Source organism: Ornithinimicrobium cerasi (assembly GCF_003702705.1).
In the GTDB taxonomy this organism is placed as follows: Bacteria; Actinomycetota; Actinomycetes; order Actinomycetales; family Dermatophilaceae; genus Ornithinicoccus; species Ornithinicoccus cerasi.
On the sequence record NZ_QZMN01000019.1, the window covers coordinates 1 to 20,198 of the forward strand.

Annotated in this window: 21 protein-coding genes and 1 pseudogene; 12 read left to right on the forward strand and 10 right to left on the reverse strand. The window is 68.0% G+C overall.

Annotated elements, in window-relative coordinates:
• Together D4B81_RS16555 and D4B81_RS16560 are read left to right on the forward strand one after the other, a co-directional pair.
• A partial coding sequence (locus tag D4B81_RS16555) for a hypothetical protein (protein ID WP_161965240.1) occupies positions 1-459 on the forward strand: 459 nt, incomplete at its 5' end.
• A gap of 34 nt (positions 460-493) precedes the next feature.
• The gene (locus tag D4B81_RS16560; RefSeq protein ID WP_122263786.1) at positions 494-991 is read left to right on the forward strand and encodes a hypothetical protein; all 498 of its coding nucleotides are present in this window, start codon (positions 494-496) and stop codon (positions 989-991) included.
• Between the two features lie 325 nt (positions 992-1,316).
• On the opposite strand, the gene pyrE is transcribed toward D4B81_RS16560, so the two are convergent.
• Positions 1,317-1,853, reverse strand: coding sequence for an orotate phosphoribosyltransferase (gene pyrE / locus D4B81_RS16565; RefSeq protein WP_122263787.1), 537 nt, complete (start codon positions 1,851-1,853; stop codon positions 1,317-1,319).
• 66 nt (positions 1,854-1,919) lie between these two features.
• Positions 1,920-2,468: a GNAT family N-acetyltransferase gene (locus D4B81_RS16570; RefSeq protein ID WP_122263788.1), complete on the reverse strand. Its 549-nt coding sequence runs from the start codon at positions 2,466-2,468 to the stop codon at positions 1,920-1,922.
• 176 nt (positions 2,469-2,644) lie between these two features.
• Between D4B81_RS16570 and D4B81_RS16575 the strand changes: the two genes are divergently transcribed.
• Entirely contained in the window at positions 2,645-3,037 is a 393-nt protein-coding gene (locus D4B81_RS16575) for a VOC family protein (protein WP_122263789.1), read from the forward strand.
• Between the two features lie 355 nt (positions 3,038-3,392).
• Positions 3,393-3,644 carry a hypothetical protein gene (locus D4B81_RS16580; RefSeq protein ID WP_122263790.1) on the forward strand — a complete coding sequence of 84 codons (252 nt, stop codon included), beginning with the start codon at positions 3,393-3,395 and terminating at the stop codon, positions 3,642-3,644.
• A 66-nt stretch (positions 3,645-3,710) separates the two neighbouring features.
• On the opposite strand, the gene istB is transcribed toward D4B81_RS16580, so the two are convergent.
• Positions 3,711-4,490, reverse strand: coding sequence for an IS21-like element helper ATPase IstB (gene istB, locus D4B81_RS16585; protein ID WP_122263791.1), 780 nt, complete (start codon positions 4,488-4,490; stop codon positions 3,711-3,713).
• On the reverse strand, positions 4,487-5,995 hold the full coding sequence (gene istA, locus D4B81_RS16590) for an IS21 family transposase (protein ID WP_122263792.1): 1,509 nt from the start codon (positions 5,993-5,995) through the stop codon (positions 4,487-4,489). Before istA ends, istB begins: the two co-directional genes overlap by 4 nt.
• Positions 5,996-6,060: 65 nt before the next feature.
• On the opposite strand from istA, the gene D4B81_RS16595 reads away from it, so the two are divergent.
• Positions 6,061-7,086 (forward strand): tyrosine-type recombinase/integrase, encoded by a 1,026-nt coding sequence (locus tag D4B81_RS16595; protein ID WP_122263793.1) that lies wholly within the window; start codon positions 6,061-6,063, stop codon positions 7,084-7,086.
• Positions 7,083-8,903 (forward strand): tyrosine-type recombinase/integrase, encoded by a 1,821-nt coding sequence (locus D4B81_RS16600; RefSeq protein ID WP_122263794.1) that lies wholly within the window; start codon positions 7,083-7,085, stop codon positions 8,901-8,903. The genes D4B81_RS16595 and D4B81_RS16600 overlap by 4 nt, the downstream gene beginning before the upstream one ends.
• Positions 8,904-9,314: 411 nt before the next feature.
• Here D4B81_RS16600 and D4B81_RS16605 read toward each other — a convergent pair whose 3' ends face one another.
• Positions 9,315-9,887, reverse strand: a complete 573-nt coding sequence (locus D4B81_RS16605; protein ID WP_202613740.1) for an alpha/beta hydrolase — start codon at positions 9,885-9,887, stop codon at positions 9,315-9,317.
• A 115-nt stretch (positions 9,888-10,002) separates the two neighbouring features.
• On the opposite strand from D4B81_RS16605, the gene D4B81_RS16610 reads away from it, so the two are divergent.
• Together D4B81_RS16610 and D4B81_RS16615 are read left to right on the forward strand one after the other, a co-directional pair.
• Entirely contained in the window at positions 10,003-10,467 is a 465-nt protein-coding gene (locus D4B81_RS16610; RefSeq protein ID WP_122263795.1) for an MGMT family protein, read from the forward strand.
• A gap of 40 nt (positions 10,468-10,507) precedes the next feature.
• Entirely contained in the window at positions 10,508-11,248 is a 741-nt protein-coding gene (locus tag D4B81_RS16615; protein ID WP_161965241.1) for a uracil-DNA glycosylase, read from the forward strand.
• A 173-nt stretch (positions 11,249-11,421) separates the two neighbouring features.
• Here the strand turns inward: D4B81_RS16615 and D4B81_RS18300 are convergent, their stop codons facing one another.
• From D4B81_RS18300 to D4B81_RS16630, 3 genes are all read right to left on the reverse strand, one after another.
• The gene (locus tag D4B81_RS18300) at positions 11,422-11,676 is read right to left on the reverse strand and encodes a hypothetical protein (protein WP_161965242.1); all 255 of its coding nucleotides are present in this window, start codon (positions 11,674-11,676) and stop codon (positions 11,422-11,424) included.
• Between the two features lie 508 nt (positions 11,677-12,184).
• Positions 12,185-13,924, reverse strand: a complete 1,740-nt coding sequence (locus tag D4B81_RS16625) for a tripartite tricarboxylate transporter permease (protein WP_122263796.1) — start codon at positions 13,922-13,924, stop codon at positions 12,185-12,187.
• Position 13,925: 1 nt separating this feature from the next.
• Positions 13,926-14,498 (reverse strand): tripartite tricarboxylate transporter TctB family protein, encoded by a 573-nt coding sequence (locus D4B81_RS16630; protein ID WP_161965243.1) that lies wholly within the window; start codon positions 14,496-14,498, stop codon positions 13,926-13,928.
• Positions 14,499-14,612: 114 nt separating this feature from the next.
• Here D4B81_RS16630 and D4B81_RS16635 point away from each other — a divergent pair, with 114 nt between their 5' ends.
• The gene (locus tag D4B81_RS16635) at positions 14,613-15,455 is read left to right on the forward strand and encodes a MurR/RpiR family transcriptional regulator (protein WP_161965244.1); all 843 of its coding nucleotides are present in this window, start codon (positions 14,613-14,615) and stop codon (positions 15,453-15,455) included.
• 17 nt (positions 15,456-15,472) lie between these two features.
• Positions 15,473-16,624, forward strand: coding sequence for an MFS transporter (locus D4B81_RS16640; protein ID WP_161965245.1), 1,152 nt, complete (start codon positions 15,473-15,475; stop codon positions 16,622-16,624).
• Here D4B81_RS16640 and D4B81_RS16645 read toward each other — a convergent pair.
• Positions 16,621-17,710 (reverse strand): annotated as a pseudogene (locus tag D4B81_RS16645) (IS630 family transposase). The gene D4B81_RS16640 and the pseudogene D4B81_RS16645 sit on opposite strands and share 4 nt — an antisense overlap.
• A 453-nt stretch (positions 17,711-18,163) precedes the next feature.
• Between D4B81_RS16645 and D4B81_RS18305 the strand changes: the two are divergent.
• Positions 18,164-18,724, forward strand: coding sequence for a hypothetical protein (locus D4B81_RS18305; RefSeq protein ID WP_161965246.1), 561 nt, complete (start codon positions 18,164-18,166; stop codon positions 18,722-18,724).
• 233 nt (positions 18,725-18,957) lie between these two features.
• Here the strand turns inward: D4B81_RS18305 and D4B81_RS18310 are convergent, their stop codons facing one another.
• Entirely contained in the window at positions 18,958-19,551 is a 594-nt protein-coding gene (locus tag D4B81_RS18310) for a hypothetical protein (protein ID WP_161965247.1), read from the reverse strand.
• A 322-nt stretch (positions 19,552-19,873) separates the two neighbouring features.
• Here D4B81_RS18310 and D4B81_RS18315 point away from each other — a divergent pair, with 322 nt between their 5' ends.
• On the forward strand, positions 19,874-20,110 hold the full coding sequence (locus tag D4B81_RS18315; RefSeq protein WP_161965248.1) for a hypothetical protein: 237 nt from the start codon (positions 19,874-19,876) through the stop codon (positions 20,108-20,110).
• Positions 20,111-20,198 lie beyond the last annotated feature (88 nt).

Genomic DNA, 20,198 nt, shown 5'->3' on the forward strand with positions numbered 1-20,198 from the left:
ACCGACGAGGCGACCACCCGCCGAGCCCTGCACCAGGCCGTCCACGCCTGGCACGACGACCCCCACGCGGTGGCCACCCAGCAGCTGGACACCACCCGAGCCGTCCGTGCCCGGCTCGAAGCGGCAGCACGGCAGACCCCCGAGCAGCGCTGGGCCCCCACCGCTGACCGGCTCGACCCACGCCTCACCGGCCAGGAGGACTGGCCGGCCCTGGCCCACGTCATGCAGAAGCTGCATGACCAGGGACACGACGTCGAGAACCTGGCCCGGTCAAGCGTCACCGACGAGCCCCTGGTGTCCTCCCGCCCCGCGCAGGCACTGCGCTACCGCCTTGCGGTCATCGCCCCTGCGGCCCCACGCACCGCGCACGTCCAGGTGGTCAGCAGGACAACCCGACGGGACGAGGACCACCACACCGCCCCCCCGGCTCACGACCGCCCCAGCGGTGTGCCGCGGTAACCACGAAAACCCGAGACAGAAAGGTGTGACCGTCATGACCGTTCCAGCACGAGAGCTCAGGGCATGGGCCGAGGGCGACTACCCCACCGAGGCAGCCGTCGAGATCCTCATCCGAGCCAAGGCCGGACGCTTCGCCCGCGACACCTGCCCGTGGATCGAACCCCTCGGACCCACGTCCTCCCTGTACCGCGTCGACTGGGACCGGCTCCACCAAGAAGCAGGAGTCTTCTCCGGCGGGGAACGACGCATCCTCAACCTCGCCGCCTCCATGGGCTCTCCGGACCACCCGGTAGACCTGTCCAACGACCTCTGCGGCCTCGACGACGACCTCCTGCTCCTGGTCCTCGCCGCGACCGCCCACGCCGCCGGCCGGCCCCGACTGCTCTCCCCAGCCACCGCCGTCGCCACTCGACCTGCTCCCAGGACAGTCAACCCCCGTGAGTCCATCAGCCGTCGAGCAGGACGACGGCCAGAGGACGAACGATGGGTCGAGCACGCTCCCGCGGAGAGGCACGAGGGGCCACGACCCTGAACGGGACGAACACGGCCGATGGTCCAGCCCCCTACCACCGCCGTGCCTGAACGCCACGCCGCCGAGGTGCGCACTCATCAGGGAATGACTGCCGGTACGGGCCACCCCCGCCCAGGGTTGTGACAGAACGGGTCCGCCGCACGTCAGGACCAGGGCGTGACAGACCGACTCCGCCGATGAGCGCTCACTCATCAGGGATATGTCCGTGATCGGCCCTGGGCCGAGGGTCGTGACAGACCGGATCCGCCGAGGTGCGTGACAGACCGACTTCGCCGATGTGCGGATGTTGACCGCAGCCACTTCGAACCGCCGAATCCTCGAATACTTAGCGGGCTCTAGCGTCGTCGAGATCTGCCTTGGTCAGGACCGAGATGGTCCTCAGGCCGATCTCATGGAGGGCGTTCTTGCCTGGCTCGGAGCGGTCGATCGCGCAGACCACATCGTTGACCGTTGCGCCGAGCTCGCGCAGCGACTCAGCAGCTTGGCGGACTGCTCCGCCGGTGGTGATGATGTCTTCGATCAGGGTCACCCTCCGGCCTGCGAAGTCGCCGCCCTCGGCGATCTTGCAGGTGCCGTAGGTCTTGGCTTCCTTGCGAACGAAGATGACTGGGAGCCCGGTCAGAGCGCTGAGCCGGGTAGCGATCGGGATACCACCCAGCTCGAGCCCCCCGAGCACTTCCGTGTCGCCAGGCAGGAAAGTCGCCATGGCTTCGGTCACTCTACCCAGCAGCACGGGGTCGGACTCGAAACGGTACTTGTCGAAGTACTCGGACGAGGTGAGTCCGCTGCGCAGCGTGAATTCTCCCTGGATGCGGCAAACGGCGTCGATGGCAACGGCCAGCCCACGGGCATCGGTCCTCATGAACCCTGATCCTGCCATCGCACCAATCCACACCACTGGCCCAGGTGCGCAGCGCGCCCGAGGGATCTACGTTGATGGGTCATCGGATGCAAGCCGGCTGAAGACGACCAGGTCGACAGGCCCTGCGTGCGTCACCCCCGCCTGCCGCAAGACCCCTTCCTCGGTAAACCCGGCCGCCCGTGCGGTGCGCAGAGAGGCGTCGTTGCCAGCGGCGGCCCGTAGCTCGATCCGGCTCATGCCCTGGGCCAGCGCCCACGTCGACAAGAGCTGGGTGGCCCGGACGGCCAGACCCTGACCGCGCCCCCAGGGGGCGACCATGTAACTGATCTCCACCGACGGCACTCTCCAGTCGGCCTTGCGGAGGTCGATCGTTCCATGGAAGCGGCCCCGAACGGTGATGGCACGGACGAGCCCGGCTCCCGACTCCTGCTGCGCAGGCGCCCACTCCTCGACGAACCAGCGTGCATGGGCGTCCAGGTACGGGCTGGGCAACGGCAGCCAGCGCCGAACATCAGGGTCGTTGCAGGTCTGGACGAGGTCACCGACATCGTCAGCCACTAGACCGCGAAGAACAAAACCCGCGCCCGGCACCTCCGCGTCGTCAAATCCGCCCATGGACGTAGCCTCCCAGGAGCGCGCACATCTGGTTCCCCTCGATCGTATCCATGAGCTGTTGCTCGCTCCACGGACCAGCGCAAGATCTACCAAGGCCTCCCACCGCGAGGTGCGACACCGCGGCCACCGGTGCGTGACCCCTGGACGACTGCCCAGCGCCTTGGTTCACTACGCAGATGAACGTGGCACAGATCAACCTTCTCTGCGCAGACCCCGGAGCGAGCCGTCGCTTCTACGAGGCGCTGGACCTCACCTTCCGGTCTATCAGTCCTCCGGGCCGAGACGAGGCCGCGTACCTGTCGGACTCCGGAGGGACCACGCTCGCTCTGCACTCCCTCGGCTTCGCCCGGTGGTGGGACCCCTCGACGCCCGGGCTCGCTCCCGGAGCCGCCGTACTCGACTTCGACGTGCCGAAAGGGCGCACGGTCGATGAGGTGCTTCACCATCTCGCGACGGTCGGCGGCACGGTGGCAAAGAAGCCCGAGGATATGGAGTTCGGGGAACGGTACGCCATCGTCACCGACCCCGACGGCCACCGCCTGGGACTTCGCCAGCCGATCCGAACCTGACCCGCCCGAACCCGCGGATGCCTCCGGGCCCGACCGTCATCTGCGGCCCACACCGGCATATCGCGCATGCGCCGCGGTGAGCCTTCTGCGCTAACTGCTGGCTGGATGACGGACCCGCGCTGGCTAGGCGAGGGGCTGGCGTCCGGCTTCTCCTCCGTCAACCGACAGGGAGCATTCAAGCCGGACCGGGAGGGCCAAAGCCACGGCGCGCATCTGCCGCGTGGAGGACGGCTACGCTCGTCCGACTTTGCCGCCAGGAAGACGCTAGCCTGCGGCGCGTCCGACATTGCCGCTGATCGCATCCTGGCCAGGGACCGGGGCTCACGGCGTACGGTGAGGATCTGAGGAGGGACCGATGATTCCCACGATGCTCTTGTTCGGGTTGGTCCTCGGCCGCTGGTGGAAGACCTGCCTCCTGGTCGGAACCCTGGGCTGGCCCTTGCTTCTGTGGTTCGACGGCATCATCGAGTCACCCAATGAGTTTCTTGGAGCGGCTGGACTGGCTGCCTTGAATACCGCCGTCGGAGTTGCGATCCACCAGTCGCTGCTCCATCTGTTCAGATGGCTACGCAAGGACCGTCGCGCCCCGGACCACGCAGCCGCCTGATGTCAACGGCCAGTTCTAAGTCTCCAGTTTTGGCCAGGTGGAAGTCCCCACCCTCTGCGGGGTTGATCACTGGTTGAGGTGCTCACCTCCTCGGCGTTCGCGGGCTTGGCGCATGCGGTAGGACTGGCCGTTGGTGACGACGGTGGTGGCGTGGTGCAGGAGCCGGTCGAGCATCGAGACGGCGGTGGTGTGCTCGGGCAGGAACCGGCCCCAGTCCTCGAAGGAGTGGTGGGAGGCGACCCCGAGGGAGCGGCGTTCGTAGGCGGCGGCGATGAACCGGAAGAGCAGCTGGGCGCCGGTGTCGTCCAGCGGGGCGAAGCCGATCTCGTCGACCAGCACGACGTCGTTGCGCAGGAGGGTCTCGATGGTCTTGCCGACGGTGTTGTCGGCCAGGCCGCGGTAGAGCGTCTCGACGAGCTCGGCCGCGGTCAGGTACCGGACCCGGTGGCCGGCGAGGACGGCGGCGTGGCCGAGCGCGATGAGGGTGTGTGACTTTCCTGTCCCGGCGGGTCCGATGAGGGCCACGTTCTCCTTGGCTCGGACCCACTCCAGCGAGGTCAGGTAGGCCCAGGTCGGGGCCGGGATCGAGGAGGCGGCCAGGTCGAACTCTTCGATCGTCTTCAGGACCGGGAACGTCGCGGCCTTGAGGCGTGCTCGCTCGTTGGAGGCGTCGCGGGCGGCGATCTCGGCCTCGACCAGCGCCCGCAGCACCTCCTCGGGGGACCAACGCTGGGTCTTGGCCGTGACGAGCAGCTCGGGGGCGAGCTGGCGCATCGCGGCCAGCTTGAGGCGGCGCAGCCCCGCGGTCAGGTCCGCGTCCAGGACCGGCGCGGTGGGGGCGCTCATGAGGACACCGCCTTCGTGGCCGGGGCGTACTCGGCCAGCGACCGTCCCGCGGCCGTGGGCAGGTCGAGGACGAGCGCGTCCCCGGCCGGGCGCGGGGTCGGCACCCCGGTGCCGGCGGCCAGGATCGAGCGGACATCACTGGCCTTCCACCGACCGAACGCGGTTGCCCGCTCCAGCGCGGCGACCATCGCCGCCGCGCCGTGGGCAGCGGTCAGCGTGTTGAGCGCGGCCAGCTCCGGACCCAGGCGGGTGTGCCCGGCACCGGCGGCGCCGGCGATGAAGGCCTCCGCGACCGGGCCGAGCGAGCAGAAGTCCTTCTCCGCCGCGCTGCGCGGGCGGATCGCCCGCACGGGCGTGGCGGGTCTTGGTCCGCCGTAGTGCTCGTCCAGCACCGATGCCTCACCCGGCGCGACCAGCGGATGCTCGGCGTGGACCTCGCCGGTGCCGGGGTCGAGGATGAGCACGCGGGTGCCGTCGACGAGGACACCGACGGCGGTGCCGATGAGCCGGTTCGGCACGGAGTAGCGCGCCGAGCCCAGGCGGATCGTGGACATCTTGTCGACCTTGCGGGTCGCCGGCGCCGGACCGATGACCGGGCGCAGCGAGGGCAGCTCGGTGAGCAGGTCGGCCTCCTTGGCCAGCCGCTCGTTCGGGACCGCGGCGATCTCTGAGTGCACGACGGCGTTGACCTCCGCGCACCAGTCGGCCGCGCGTCGGTTGGCGCCACCGAGGTCGGCCAGAATCCGCGCAGCCGCAGCCTGCTGGTCACCTTCGAGCCCTTGGACGTGCTCGAGCAGCAGCGGCCGGGCCAGGTCGTCCTTGCCGTACCGGACCAGGGCCTCCACGACCCCCTTGGACTCCGGGTCCGCGGCCTCGCAGAAGTCGGGCCGGAACCGGTAATGGGTGGCGAAGCGCACATAGTCCGCTGTGGGCACGACCCGGTTGGCGACCACGCCGCCCTTGAGGCAGCCCATCCGGTCGGCGAGCACCACCTTCGGTGTCCCGCCGAGGACCTCGAAGCACTCGGCGAGCATGGTCATCGTCGTGGCGGCCGTCTCGTCGGCGGCGAAGCGCACGAACCGGAACCGGGACCACGCCAGGACAGCACAGAAGACGTGCACGCCGGCGATCACGCCCCAGTCGATGACCAGGTGCTCACCCGGGGACCAGGACGCCGGGCGGTGGGTCCGCCCGTGCTCGGCCCGCCATGCCTTCTTCTCCTGAGCGACGAGGCGGCGGAAGTTGCGGGCCGAGCCGGTGTACCCGGCCGCACGCGCAGTCGGCAGCAGCCGCTTGGCGCTGATCCGGCCCCGCATGTCCTTCACGTCCTGGGCCACCAGGGCGCGCACGGCCTCGTAGTTCGCCGGCCGCGGCGCCCGCACCGCACGGGTCTCCCCGGCGGCGTGGCGTTCCACGACCCGCTTGACGGTCTTGTGCGTGGTGCCGCAGATGTCCGCGGCCCCACGGTAGGTGCCCACCTTCTGGTAGGCGGTGATGATGTCCATGAATATGTGGGTGATTTGACCGCGTTGCTCCGAGGGATCCGGGGCTGCCAGCGAGAGAGTCGACCATGGACTGGACGCCCTGTCTGACCGGAGCTGCGAACCAGGGCGAGGCGCCGTCCTTGGGGCAGCCCGACGTCGACGACTACCTGCGGTTCGTCGCCGCTCGGGCACGGGCCAACACGCTGTTGGCGACGACGTACGACCTGAAGGTCTTCTTCAGCGTGGTCGGCAAGGAGCCGGCCGAGGTCACCACGCGCGACGTGATGGCTTTCCTAAGGGACCAGCGCGCTCCTCGCCGCGGACCTGGCGTGGTCCGGATCGAGGACGGCGAGGCCGGGCTGTCCGCACGCACGGTCAAGCGGAGACTGTCCTCGGTCGCCGGCCTGTTCTCCTATCTCATCGCCCGTGGTGATGCGGGCATCACCACGAGCCCGGTCCCGCACGGCCTGTCGACCCGGAACTCTGCCCTGAGGGGTCGGGGCGTGCCGTTGATCCGTACGCCGCGGACCCTGCCACGGGTGCTCAACCCGGCCGAGGTCGACGCCTTCATCGCGGCGCTGCGCACCGACCGGGACCGGGCCATGGTCCAGGCGATGCTGCTGGGCGCGCTGCGACGCAGCGAGGTCCTCGGGCTGAGGCTGGACGACATCCGTGTCGGTGAGCGACGGGTGTTCATCGCCGACGGCAAGGGCGGGCACCAGCGTCTCGTGCCGGTGTCCTCGACGTTCTTCGCCACGCTCGCCGACTACCTGCGCCAGGAGCGTCCGGCGACGACGAACTCGAAGGTGTTCCTCGTCCTGAAGGGTCCTCGTCGAGGACAGCCCCTCACCTCGGCGGGGCTGGACGAGGTCATCCGCGGCGCGGCCCGTCGCGCGGGCGTCGCGGTCACCTGCCACGAGTTCCGCCACACCTGCCTGACCCGGCTGCGTGAGGCGGGCATGGCGTTGGAGGCGGTGCAGGCCCAGGCCGGGCACCGGTCTATCGAGTCGACACGGATCTACCTGCACCTGGCCAACGGGTGGCTCGAGCAGGAGTACCGGCGCGCGTTGCACGCACTCGAGATCCCGGCACCAGAAGGAGGCGCCTCGTGAGCATTACCCAGCGCGCCGCTGTCACCGCAGAACACCTCGTCGAGGAGTTCGCGACCCTGGGCGCTCCCTCGCGCGCCGGTGTCAGCCGTGGTGCTGCACGGGCGTTCTACGCTCGCTTCGGCACCACCGACGCCTGGCAGTGGGCGCCGTTGGCCGAACAGCTGGACGCCCAGTCCCGGTGCGGCCGGTTCGTGACCTGGCTGATCGTCACCGGACGGCTGCGCCCGAGCGCTGACTACCTGCTCGCCTGCAAAGGACGCCTGGCACCCATCGGCGACGAGGTCCATCCCGAGCTCTCGGCACAGTTCGCACTGACCGCCGAGCAGCTCGGATTCGCACCGGTCATCGCCCGCCGCCAGTGGAGCGCGCTGCTGCACATCAGCGCACTGACCGCGACAGCGCCGACCCGCCTGAGCGCCGAGCACATCGGCGACGCCCTCGCCCAGTTCCGGGCGGCGGGTGAGCGGCTGGGCAGGCCCGACCTTCGCAACATGTCAGCGAACGTGTTCGGCCTCCAGGCCGTCCTGTTCCACCTCGGCGTGCTGGACTCCCTCCCGGCCCGCGGCAACGGCCGCGACGGACGTCGGGCCGCGGACTGGGCTCGGATCAGCGAGCACGCGCCCGAGCTGGCGGCGACGATCACCAGCTACCTGGAACAGATGTCGGTGCGGCTGCGCCCGAACTCGGTCACCGCCATCGACTCCTCGCTGCGCATCTTCGCCGGCTACCTCCTCCACGAGCACCCCGACGTCCGACGGGTCGCCGACGTGCGCCGCGACCACGTCCAGGGTTACAAGACATGGCTCGCCGCCCGGCCCGGCAACCGAGGCTCCCAACTGGCGAACCAGACCGTCCGCGGCCGGCTCAGCGCCCTGATCACCTTCTTCGCCCGGCTCGACGAGCTGGCCATCGACGATGCACCGCCACGCTCACCGATCGGCCGCAACGACCTACCGATCAAGGAGCATCCGCTGCCCCGCTTCATCGACGACGCCGCAGCCGCGAAGTTGCTCACCGCCACCCGTGCCGACCCCGACCCGTTCACCCGCACCGCGGTCGAGCTGCTCGCCCGGACCGGGATGCGCAGCGGCGAGCTGCTCGGGCTGACCACCGACGCCGTGGTGCAGATCGGCTCGGCGTTCTGGCTGCGCGTGCCCCTGGGCAAACTGCACACCGACCGCTACGTCCCGCTGCACCCGCAGCTGAAGGAACTGCTGGACCACTGGCTGACCCACCGAGGCGAGGTCGCGCGCACAAATCTGCTCTTCATCGAGAAGGGCCGCAGGATCACCCCCTCCCGGCTCGCCACCGCGCTGCAGTCGGTGGCCAACGAGGCCGGGATCGGACACGTCCACCCCCACCAGCTGCGGCACACCCTGGCCACCCAGGCGATCAACCGAGGCATGTCTTTGGAGGCGATCGCCGCGCTGCTCGGCCACAAGTCGCTGTCCATGACGCTCGTCTATGCCCGCATCGCCGACCGCGCCGTCGCCGAGGAGTACTTCGCCGTCAGCGAGAAGGTCGAAGCGCTGTACGACCAACCCCGCCAGCTGCCCGCCGACGCCGAGGGCTCCGAGATGGCCAAACTTCGCCGCGAGGCCCACCGGCGCATGCTCGGCAATGGCTACTGCGCACGACCCGTCGAGCTGGACTGTCACTTCGAATCCATCTGTGAGGCGTGCACCTTCTTCGTCACCACCATCGAGTTCCGCCCCACCCTCCAGCGGCAGCGCGACGACGCCGAGGCCAAGGGCCAGAAGAAGCGCCAACAGATCTTCGACGGCCTCCTCAACCGGCTCGACGAGCCCGCCTCTTGACTTTCACCCGCATAACCAACTCTTCCCTCATGTTCTTCAATGGAGCTCCCTGGGGCGGTGCGGTGACTGGCTTAGACACCGACACCGTCACCGCTCAGGGGCTCAGCTCATGGACGACACGAGCAGAGGGTGGGGACTTTTACTTGGCCACCAGCGGGGACCTCACGTGGCCACCAGTGGGGACTTTGCCACGGCCATGGACACCTGACGCACTCTTCTGCCGCCAGGAGGACGCTAGCCTGCGGCGCGTCCGACATTGCCGCCTGTGGGATCTCGTCGGCCTGGCCACGCCTGCCGAGAGGCCGGCATCTTGTGCTGATGGCCCCTCTTCAGACGCCAGCGTGAGTGAAGGTCCTCTAGCGGCATTCACGTTGGCGCGGAACATTGGACAGCCACTTCGTCACCGCGTCCTCATCTGCGTTCGTCAGCCCGTGGCCGACGGGTAGCGACCAGCGACGTGGCTGCGCCCGCGGACTCAAACTGACGCGCGAGCGTGGGCCCATCTGCTCGGTTGCGCCGTGCGTCGCCCTCCCCACTCACGAGGAGGACCGGATAGCCCTCAAGCGGTGGAAAGACTCTTTCGGGGAACGGAGACAACGGCCGCAGGAGGATCGCGCCGGCCGACAGGTGCGAGGCGCCCACGACTGCGGCCGCCGCCGCTATGGCCCCGTTCGAGAACCCAAGCAAGATCGGCGACTCGGAGTACGTGCCCTGCAGGTCTTCAAGCAGGTGTTGGATGGCTGCCGCTCCGTGCGCGAGGTCCGCCCCATCGAGAGTGCGGTCGGGATTGCGGCGGAAGAACGCGAACCCCTTCTCCCACGTGATGCGCCCGCGCACAGAAATGATGGTGTGGCCAGCGCAGGCGGCCCGGGCGAAACTCAGAAGCGTGTTCTCGTCCTGTCCGCTGCCGTGGAGCACGACCACAGGCGTCAGGTTCTCCGGCGTCGGCCACGTCCACGAGCGGAGTTCGGTGGATTCGAGCACCACGCCATGGTGCCCCAGATGCTGAGGTTGGGACGTCCGGAGGACGACGTCAGGATCGGATGCGGTACCCGCTCCTGCCGCGAGCCGCTCGGCTTGGTGCTGACAGGATCAGCGTATGAGCAGACTCGACCCCGAAGACATCTTTGCGGCCGTTCGCGCCATCCCGGCGGGCACGGTGATCACGTACGGAGACCTGGCCGAGCGTGTGGGCCTTACTCGTAATCACGCGCGCGCAGTCGGCAACGTGCTCGGGAACCGGCCCGACAACGACGCCTGGATGACTACCCCTGCCGAGGATCACGACATTCCCTGGTGGCGAGTCGTGAAGGCCGATGGCACGATGCTGGCCGATCAGGACGAGACCAGTCACCAGTGGGTTGAGTGGGCCAAAGCCGCGCTGGTCAGCGAGGGCGTAGCTTTCACCGACGATGGGCGGGTGGCCAGCCTCGCCACTACTGGCCGCCACCCGGGCGGTAGTGGTACACGTAGGTCACAGTCGAAGCCGTACCGCGAGCCTGGCTCGTGCTGGAGGCACGAGACCATTCAGCACTCCTGCCGAGATTGCGTGGCAAACCCCTAGCCCAGTCTCAAAATCGACACTTGGCCATACGCTTGCGCTCATGCGGGAACCTCTGCGCATCTTGGATCGACTTGCCGAGGATGAAAGAATTGCCCCCGACTGGGTGGCTGGGCTTCGCGCGGTCGACCCTGGGATCGACTCCAAGGTCGATAACTGCCTCGCCAGGGTGGCCGCTGCGGGACCATACTTGCCGGTCGAGGATGAACCCAACTCCGTCCTCTGGCGCGCTTTCGAGTTGCCGCTCAATCAGGTGCGCGTGCTGATCCTGGGACAGGATCCCTACCCAAGTGCAGCGCGCGCGATGGGGTTGAGCTTCTCGACTGGCCCAGCAGGCGACGTCCCCGACTCCTTGGCGAACATCTACGAGGAACTCGCCCGAGCCAAGTACTCGACGCCACGAGCGGGGGATCTCAATGCCTGGACACAGGAGGGCGTCATGTTGCTGAACCGCGCTTTGACCCTTCCACGCGACAAGCATGCGCGGCCCAAGCGGCATATTCGGTGGTGGTCACCACTCGCGGTGACCGCGATGAAAGCAATCCGGGGAGAAGCGAGGGCTCGGCCAATTGCTGCGTTGCTCTGGGGAGTTCCCTCTCACGGCATGCGTAAGCACTTGGAGCCAGAGGTGAAGGTCTTCGCCTCCAGCCATCCGTCGCCAATGTCGGTTCAGCGGGCAGCCGGCGCCGAACGCCCATTCCGCGGCTCAGACCCCTTTGGCAGGGTGAACCGGTGGTTCGAGAGCCGCTCCGTCGAGCCCATCAACTGGACCATCGTCAACTGACCCTCATAGCCACAACCCTGGCCGCTACTGGGGCCATGCTCGACGCCGTCGCGGCGCGCCGTCCGCGCAGCTACCGCGTGATTCGACTCGGCTCCCGGTCGGGCGCGCGTGGTGCGAAAACGCGCACTCTTGCCGCCAGTCGCTCGCGCTGGCGTCAGCCTCCCCGTGTTGGCTCACCCGAATACCGTCTCCCGATCCGAATCCCGATGAGCAGGCTCAGCAACAACGGCCCCGGTGAGCGTGACGCCGAGCGCTAGCATTTGCTCGGGAAACAGCATCACCGGCACGGGCCCGTCGGCGGGCACGGGTTGGTAAGCGAACCAGCCATAGGAGTTGGGGCCGATGACGGCACTGACGAGCAAGCCACCGACGATGAGGACGGCCGCCACCAACACTGCGATACGAAAGCGGGTGCGACTGGTGGACACCGTGCCATCGTGTCATGAAGCTCGCGCACGCTCCTGCCGCGGCGAGTGCGCCTGTGCGGCGGCATGGGACGCGATACACCCCATGAGGTGGCCGTAAGCGGACTGCTGCACGTCGACGTCTTTCCTACTACCGTAGGGGGGTCGAGGTAGCGACCCAGGATGGACGGCAGGTTCGTGGCGCCCAGCTTGGTGCCGTCGGGCTTGGCCTGGGCCAGTTCGGTGAGCCCGATGACCTGGTTCCCACCCTCGCGGTTGACGACCTGGACGTTGACGCCCAGTTCTTCTGAGAGCACGGGGGCCAGGATGCGGGCCATGATGTCGTTACCGCCGCCAGCCGCGGACGGCACGATCCATTCGATGTTGGTGTTGGGCTCGGGCCAGGATTCGGCGGTCTGCTCACCGCTGGCGCCGGAGGTGGCTCCGGGGGAGGAGCCGGTGGAGCAGGCGCTCAGGATGGTGGCGGTGGCGGTGGTGAGGGCGAGGGCGGCCAGGGCGGCTCGGGTGGGGCTCATCGGATCAGATCTTTCGTGGAGTGGGTTGGGGTGGTGCTCTCCGGCTGGCCGGAGGGGTCAGGGGTGCCGCTCGGCGGCGCGGAGGCAACCGGGGCGGATGGGGCGGGACCCCCTTCTGGGGTGTTGGCGCGTGCTGCCCCTGGGTCTTGGGGGGTCGGCTTCTCTACGACTACGGGGCCCGTGGGGTCCGGGGAAGCGCCCGGCTGGGCGGGGCCCGACGGGTCGTTGGGGGGCCGGCCCGAGCGGCGGAGCAGGAGGCGGGCGGCGAGGTGGGACAGCACCGGTCGGGCGATCGCGGCGAGCACGGCGAGGGTGATGAGAACCAGGAGCGTCTTGTTGATCGGACCGTCCATGAAGATGGCGTAGTCCCCGCGGGACAGCGCCAGGGCTCGTTGGAAGTTGTCCTCGATCATCGGTACGAGGATGAGTGCGAGCACCAGGGGTGTCAGTGGCACGGCGGCCAGCTGCAGGAGGAACCCGATGGCACCGGCCGCGACCATGACGTAGATGTCGAATGTGGTGCCGTTGATGCTGTAGGTGCCCAGGACCATGAAGACGACGATGAGCCCCGACAGGTAGGGGAAGGGGATCCTGAGAAGGGAGACCCAGACCCGTGCCAACGGGACGTTGAGCACCAGGAGGATGACGTTGCCGACGACCAGGCTGGCGATGATCCCCCAGGCGACGTCCGGGTTGTCCCGGAACAGCAGGGGCCCGGGGATGAGGCCGTTCATGGTGAAGGCGCCGGCCATGATCGCGACTGTGGCGCTGGTGGGGATGCCGAGGGTGAACAGGGGGATCATCGACGAGATGGCCAGCGAGTTGTTTGCCGCCTCGGGACCGGCGACGCCCTCGACCGCGCCGCGTCCGAACTCCGACCTCCGTGGGGACACCCGCTTCTCCAGCGCGTAGGACGCCAGGGAGGTGGCTGCGCCGGGCGATCCGGGCAGCAGGCCCATGAAGAAGCCGATGACCGACCCGCGGGCGAACGGTGCCAGCGAGCGGCGCAGGTCGGCACGGGTGGGCATGAGCCGGCCCACCGAGAGGGGAGCGACCGGACGCCCACCGCTGCGAGCCACCTGCGACAGGATCTCGGCGAGGCCGAACGCTCCCATCACGACAGGCACGAGGCCGATGCCGGCGAAGAGCTGTGGCAGGCCGAAGGTGAAGCGCTGCAGGCCCTGTCCCTGGTCGATGCCGACGCTGGCGATCAGGACCCCAAGGCCAACGCTGACCAGGGCCTTGCCGACGCTGTTGCCGGAGAACGCGGTGATCAGGGCCATGCCGAGCACCGCCACGAGAGCAAGTTCGGGGGTGCCGAACTCCAGCGCCAGCCGGCTGAACGGCGCGACGAGCACGAAGCCGATGACTCCCACCATTCCTCCCACGAAGGAGGCCAGTGCGGCGATGACCAGTGCCGGCCCTCCGCGACCGCGCTTGGCCATGGCGTACCCGTCGAGCGTCGTGGCCACCGAGGAGGCCTCGCCTGGGATGCGCAGCAGGACGGCCGTGGTCGTCCCGCCGTAGGCGGCTCCGTAGAGGATGGCCGCGAGGGTGATGATCGCGGTGGTCGCGTCCAGGCCGAAGGTGACCGGGATCAGCAGCGAAACGGCCGCGGCGGGCCCGAAGCCGGGCAGGACCCCCACGAGCATGCCCAGGACGCACCCGAGCAGTGCGAACAGCAGGTGGTGGAACGTGAGGATGCTCAGCAGCCCGTCGAAAAGCGCACCGAACATCTCACAACCCCCAGCCGGAGAGCACGGGAAGGCTGCTCGTGGGAAGCACGGTGCCGAGCCAGACGTCGAAGACCAGGCGTGCGCCCAGGGTCGCGACCACGGCGACGGTCACGGCGGTCAGTGCGCGGCGGCGGCTCACTCCGATCAGCAGGACCAGAAGCAGGCTGACCATGGTCACGGTGAAGCCCAGCACCGGCAGCAGCGCCGCGGTGGCGGTCATCGCGGTCAGCACCGTGAGCACGCGGGCCCAGTCGGCCAGCCCAGGGACAGGTTCGGTCTCCTCCTCGTGCACGGCCTCGGCCAGATCGGCCTCGCTGGACACGACCTGGGCGACCGCCTCCAGCGCGTCAGGCTCCGAGGACGTCCTGCTTGCCGTCATCAGCTCGAGCGCCCATGCGCCGCTGCCCAGCAGCAGCAGCACGCCAGCCGCGGCGGGCACGAGGCCGGATCCCACGCCCGTGGTTGCTGTCAGGCCGAAGCTGCGGCCAGCGATCAGCGCCGCCAGCCCGGCAGTGGCGGCGCCTCCTGCGAGGGCCCACTCCACGGTGCTGCGAGAGTAGGTGAAGGAAGTCATGCGATACCTCATCGGATCGGTGATGTGGGCCCACGCCCACTTGCAGACTTGCACAGGTTTGCATCATGCTGGCTTTCCTGTCAACCTCGAGAACCGAAGACACGAGGAGGAGCAGTGGGATTCCGTTCGGCACTGACCAACAACGCGCGGCCCGTCAGTCCATCCGACCGCAGGGTGCTCGACGTGCTCATGAGCGAGGACAACGCGGCCGAGCTCACAGCCGCCCAGGTTGCCGAGCGAGCACAAGCCCACGAGTCGACCGTCGTCCGGCTGGCCCAGAAGCTCGGGTACCGCGGTTACGCCGAACTGCGGGACGACCTGCGTCGCGACGAGCTCGGCCACCGCGCTCCGCGGGGCATGCGCAACGAGTCCGGGCACGATGTCGCCTCGTTGGCCGCCGACGAGGCGCAGGCTCTGGCCCTGATGGGTCGGCATCTGCGGCAGGAGGACGTCGACGCAGTGGCCAGGGCCGTCCACACGGCCTCACGCGTGTACCTCTTGCACTGGGCCAGCGCTCCGGAGGCCGTCGACCTGCTCACCCGGCGCCTGCGTCGGCTGGGGAAGGTGGTCGTCCCGGTGGGGCCCACCCCGCGGGAGGTGGCCGAGGGGTTCGTGACCTTCGAGCAGAACTGCCTGCTGATGGCGTTCGGCCTGGGCAAGATCCCCCAGTCACTGCCGCCGCTCATCGCCGCCGCCCAGGGACGTGGTGGGGGTGTGGTGCTGATCACCGACACTCCCGGTTACGGTCTGGAGCCGCGGCCTGACTACATTCTCGCCGCCGGGCGCGGCCGTGACAGCGGCTTCCGGACCCTGCTCGTCCCGATGGCGATCGTGTACGCGCTGCAACTGGCCGTGCACCACCTCCAACCCGAGCACTACCTCTCCGTGACCGAGTCCATCGACGACCTGACGCGCCTCGCCGGTGGCTGGGACCAAGTCCCCCTACGGCCCTCGTGAGGCCGCGCTGGGTGGTCATGCTCGCTCTCCAGACCCTGGCCGTCCAGGTCGTCTGGGTGGGGGTCCGCGTGCTCGGCGGGCTCCTCGCCGTCGAGCGTGGCGCCGGCGTCGCGGAGCTGGGGCTGCTCGCTGCGGTGACGGCCGCACCCGCGCTCGTGGGCGCAGTCCTGGTGGGCCGCCTGTGCGACCGCGTCGGTGGTGCTGCCGTCGCGGCGGCCGGCGTCGCCGTCCTGCTGGCCGGCACGGTAGTCGTCGCCACCGCACCCGACTTCCGACAGCTGCTCGTCGGTTCGGCGGTCTCTGGCGCCGGCGGTCTGCTGGCCATGCTGGGGCAGCAGGCCATCGTGGCCGCTCGCTCGAAGGTAGAGCACCGGACCGGGCACTACTCGACCGTCACGACCGCAGCGTCGGTCGGCCAGCTGTTGGCGCCGCTGCTCGTGACCGGCGGTGCCGCCGGAGCTGGGATGGACGCCGGTCTTCTCGCTTGCTTCGGGACAGGGTGCCTCGGACTCGTCGTAGCAATCGTCGCGGTGGGGGTGCCCGAGGACCACGGCACGCGCACGGACTCAGTTCGCCTGTCCATACCCGCGCACCGCGTCCTACGGATGCCGGGCGTCTGGCGTTCGGTCGGCACCAGCGCGGCCGTGCTCGTCACCGTCGACCTGCTCTACACCATGCTTCCCCTGTGGGCGGCAGAACGCGACGTGCCGACCGCAGTGCTAGGAGCGCTGCTCGCCCTCCGCGCAGGCGTGTCCGTCCTGAGTCGACTGGGCCTGGCCCGGGTCGTGCACCGGATCGGGGTGCGGTTGGTCCTCACCGGCGCCCTCGCCCTGGGCGTCACCGCACTCGTTCTGCTCGCCGTGGCGCCCACGTGGGCCGGTTGGATCGCGCTGACCCTGCTGGGGGTCGCTCTCGGTGCGCCACAGCCCATCACCATGGCGTGGACAATCGGACTGGTCCCCTCCACGATGCACGGTGCTGCGCTAGGCCTACGACTGTGGGCCAACCGAACAGCCCAGGTGGTGCTGCCGATGACTGCCGGGGCACTTATCGCGCCCGCAGGTTTCCCCGGCTTCGCCCTGATCAATGCCGGGCTGCTCGCCGGGGCCTGCTACCTCGTGAGCACCGCCAACTTCCCACGGGGACAATTACCTGAATGGGAGTCCTAGTGGTTCGTGTTTGAAGTGGTCTGACGGTTGGCCTTCTTGAGGACCTCGTCGGCCGTCTTTGTCCAGACGAAGGGGTGGCAGCGGTCGTTCCAGCCGTCGACGAAGGCGCGGATCTTGGCGTTGAGGTCCTTGACCGATCTGAACGTGCCGCGGTGGATCGCCTGGCGCTCGATGATGCCGAACCAGACCTCGACGAGGTTGAGCCAGGACCCGGAGGTCGGGGAGAAGTGGACGTGGATGCGCGGGTTGGCGGCCAACCAGTCGCGGACCTCCACGCGCTTGCTTATGGGCGGCGTAGTTGTCCATCACCAGGTGCAGCTCGGTCCCCTCGCCGGTGTCGGGGTAGGCGCGGGCGACCTGCTTGAGGAAGGCGAGGAACTCCTGGTGGCGGTGCCGGGGCTTGCAGGCCCCGGTGACCTTGCCGGTGGCGATCTCCAGCGCAGCGAACAGTGTCGTGGTGCCGTGCCGCTTGTAGTGGTGGGTGCGCCGCTCGGGCAGCCCGGGCTGCATTGGCAGCATCGGCGCGGTCCGGTCCAGCGCCTGGATCTGGGACTTCTCGTCCACGCACAGCACGATCGCGTTCTCCGGCGGCGCCAGGTACAGCCCGACGACGTCGGTGACCTTGGCGACCAGCTCGGGGTCGGTGGAGAACTTGAACGTCTCCACCCGCCACGGCGCGACCCCGTAGTCGCGCCACGCCTTGGCCACCGTCCCGTTGCTGATGCCCAGGTGCCGGCCCAGCAACCGGGAGGACCAGTGCGTCACCCCGTACTTCTTCGGCGGCGGCCTGAGGGTCTGGGCGACGATCTCCCGGTGGTCGATGGTCCTCGGCCGGCCCGACCGTGGGTCGTCGTCCAGCCCCGCGATCCCCTCCGCCGCGTACCTGTTCCGCCAGTCGATCACCGTCGGCCGCGACACCCCCACCTTCGCCGCGATCGCCGTGTTCGACTCACCCTCCGCGGCCAGCAGCACGATCCGCGCCCGCTGCGCCAGGCCCGCCCGGACAGAGGAGGACCGGGTCAAGCGAGCCAGCTCCTCACGGTCACCATCACGCAACCCCAGCGCCGGGGCAGGTCGATTCGCCATACCCCATCGTTGCAACCCAACAACTGTAAATCAACCAACTACACGCTCCACTAGGTCCACCGTCGCGCTGACGCTTCGCGTGACTTGCAGGACACACCAGCATGGGAAGTTCTCCATCGTGTATTCTCCTGCCACGCGGCTGAGCATTACGCGGTCCAAGTTGCGCAATTTGAAAGGCGTGAGGGAGTGCCTAGAATGCCAGGGGATGGCTTGCAGCCGTCGGTCGGTGAATGGATGCATTTACAGCGGCAGCGGATAGTTGGTGAGGTTGCCAGTCGCATCGGCGCAGTGGGGTCGCGCTCTGCCCAGCAGCGCGGGCTATGCGCTTGTGGCAGATACGCTGCGGGGGTGTGTAAAGGCTGCGGTTTCGAGCAATGTGAAATTCACGGAGGGCTTGGCAAGCTCGACGGTCGCGATTTCTTCCTCTGTTCTTCATGTGGCCAACCGCAGCGGATGGTAGAGCTTGAAACGGAGTTTCGAGAAGAAGCGGCTAGGATTGAAGGGGAGCTCGAAGCTGAGGAAAGAGAGCGCGCTGCCGTGCGGGCTGAGCAGGAGCGAGTCGCAGCGTTGCCCCTCATGGACGCAGCGCAACTCAGTCAATATCTTCAAGGAGCCCTGGATGACGGGACGACTGCGAAGCTGCCTGACGCAATCAGCGGCTCTTTACTGGCGCAGGCTCTTGCACGAGCCGAGCTAGAGCCCGAATACCGGGTAATATACCAACGGTTCAAGATGTCAAGGGTTGTGACCCTTGGCTGGTGCATCTTGCGCAAGAAGAACGAGTGCGATCCCGACAGCAGATCCACGGATGGCTACGCCCTGTACCTCGGAGCAGACGGGTGCTTGAGGAGTTCCCACGACGCTATACACCTGCCTGAGAGCGCTACGTACTCTAAGTACATCGCACATGGCATTCGTCATAAGTACATTCCGATTGAGCTAAATGCAAGTGAGCTTAACGGCTCGGAGCCCGTGGGCCAGCGACACTGGCGGGACTACTACCCGACGAACTAGCGACAGCACCAGGGGACTAGGCAGGTGCGACTCTTCGAAGTAGAACACCAAGTCCTGTACTGCCGCGAGGGGCGGGGCTGGTGACCTGCCGCGTCGATCACCGGGTCACGGCACGCCTACGAGTCGCCAGCCACCGCTACCGCCGCGGCTGGCCTGACGGCACTGCGTTGGGCGTGGACTCGGTCTAGAACGCTTGTAGATGGCGGTGCGTGTAGTCGAGCCGTCCTGCGGGTTCAGAAGCGTATCCTTCCAGTGCGGATGGCGGCGACCGTGATGTCAAGATTTCTCCACACTTGCGTTCGCAAGCGAGAAACGTCTTCGATTTCCACTCGGCCCGAACTCAAAATCTCGCTGTTAGAAGAAGCCTCTTCGCTCAGGTCTTCGGGAGGATCAGACGCTAGACCCGCCGCAACTGTCCTCAAGTAGAAGGAGCGTGCACGAGCAGTTTCTTCTGGGTCGTGGCGTTGGATGCCGGCCTGCACGTAGTAGGCGGTAGTGCTTGAGCGACACCACAACCAGGCGCGGTCGAGATTATCATTGTTGAAGTACGCCCTGATAAGAGACGTCAAGGCCACCCTTTCTTGGGACCAGGAGCGATATGCGTCGTCGAACTTCTCTTGTGACTGAGACACCGCACCAACAGAAGCGAACTGCGTGGCGGTGAACATCTCGGCCACAGCGCAAGATACCCGCTCTATCAGATCTGCTTTGATCTCCAGGGCTTTTCGCTGGTCCTGCCAACGTTGTGTGAAGTGCGGAATCAGCAGACCCGTCAGTACCGCACCTACTGCCAGCACGACGAGCGGATGGCTGAGGAATTGAGCCATATGCACCCTCCTTGGCAGGTGACTGGGTTCAAGCTCTGGCTCAGTCGTCGAGGCAACATGTTAGTCACGGCTCGTGGCGAGTGTGCGCTTCCGCCCGCCCCAATCTCGCTCTCCACCTCCAGCACGAAGCGCTCGACCGCGGCCCTGGTTCCACCCGCCAACCGCCGTGGGTCCTCGTCGGGCCCGTATAGCACCGGAGGACGGCCATCGGGCCGCCGTGAGTGCACGCTCCTGCCGCTAGGAGGACGGCCGGCTGACACGGTGAAAGCCGCGATGGACCCTTCCGCTCATCGGCGTCACAATCAGCGCCTAACCTTACAGCATGGACAGGTACCCGTCGCGCCACCCTTGGCGACCTGTCGAGCGCTGGTACCGGACCCTGATCATGTTCGCCGGCTCGATTGTCTACGGGATCGTCTTCCTGTTCTGGGTGGGACCAGAGGCGCTGGCTCTGCCCCTCGTGATGCTCATCATTGTGTTGCTGTGGCCCGTCCCAGCTGGGTGGCGTGACCACCTGCCGCGTCTCGCAGCGGTAGCCGATCGGGTGCAGCGCCGCTAGAGGCGGACATCCGCTATTGCCGCTGTGGTCGCGTAGCGTCCGATGCTCGCACAGCTGGGCAATCGCAGTGGTCTCGGGTCCGGTGGGC

What these genes read in the sequence shown, in the direction of transcription:
- D4B81_RS16615 (WP_161965241.1), top strand. Translation starts at nt 10,508, where the DNA reads ATGCGGGAACCTCTGCGCATCTTGGATCGACTTGCCGAGGATGAAAGA.
- D4B81_RS16625 (WP_122263796.1), bottom strand. Translation starts at nt 13,924, where the DNA reads ATGTTCGGTGCGCTTTTCGACGGGCTGCTGAGCATCCTCACGTTCCAC.
- D4B81_RS16630 (WP_161965243.1), bottom strand. Translation starts at nt 14,498, where the DNA reads ATGACTTCCTTCACCTACTCTCGCAGCACCGTGGAGTGGGCCCTCGCA.
- D4B81_RS18310 (WP_161965247.1), bottom strand. Translation starts at nt 19,551, where the DNA reads ATGGCTCAATTCCTCAGCCATCCGCTCGTCGTGCTGGCAGTAGGTGCG.
- pyrE (WP_122263787.1), bottom strand. Translation starts at nt 1,853, where the DNA reads ATGAGGACCGATGCCCGTGGGCTGGCCGTTGCCATCGACGCCGTTTGC.
- D4B81_RS18315 (WP_161965248.1), top strand. Translation starts at nt 19,874, where the DNA reads ATGGACAGGTACCCGTCGCGCCACCCTTGGCGACCTGTCGAGCGCTGG.
- istB (WP_122263791.1), bottom strand. Translation starts at nt 4,490, where the DNA reads ATGAGCGCCCCCACCGCGCCGGTCCTGGACGCGGACCTGACCGCGGGG.
- D4B81_RS16580 (WP_122263790.1), top strand. Translation starts at nt 3,393, where the DNA reads ATGATTCCCACGATGCTCTTGTTCGGGTTGGTCCTCGGCCGCTGGTGG.
- D4B81_RS16640 (WP_161965245.1), top strand. Translation starts at nt 15,473, where the DNA reads ATGCTCGCTCTCCAGACCCTGGCCGTCCAGGTCGTCTGGGTGGGGGTC.
- istA (WP_122263792.1), bottom strand. Translation starts at nt 5,995, where the DNA reads ATGGACATCATCACCGCCTACCAGAAGGTGGGCACCTACCGTGGGGCC.
- D4B81_RS16610 (WP_122263795.1), top strand. Translation starts at nt 10,003, where the DNA reads ATGAGCAGACTCGACCCCGAAGACATCTTTGCGGCCGTTCGCGCCATC.
- D4B81_RS16570 (WP_122263788.1), bottom strand. Translation starts at nt 2,468, where the DNA reads ATGGGCGGATTTGACGACGCGGAGGTGCCGGGCGCGGGTTTTGTTCTT.
- D4B81_RS18305 (WP_161965246.1), top strand. Translation starts at nt 18,164, where the DNA reads ATGGTAGAGCTTGAAACGGAGTTTCGAGAAGAAGCGGCTAGGATTGAA.
- D4B81_RS16560 (WP_122263786.1), top strand. Translation starts at nt 494, where the DNA reads ATGACCGTTCCAGCACGAGAGCTCAGGGCATGGGCCGAGGGCGACTAC.
- D4B81_RS16575 (WP_122263789.1), top strand. Translation starts at nt 2,645, where the DNA reads ATGAACGTGGCACAGATCAACCTTCTCTGCGCAGACCCCGGAGCGAGC.
- D4B81_RS16595 (WP_122263793.1), top strand. Translation starts at nt 6,061, where the DNA reads ATGGACTGGACGCCCTGTCTGACCGGAGCTGCGAACCAGGGCGAGGCG.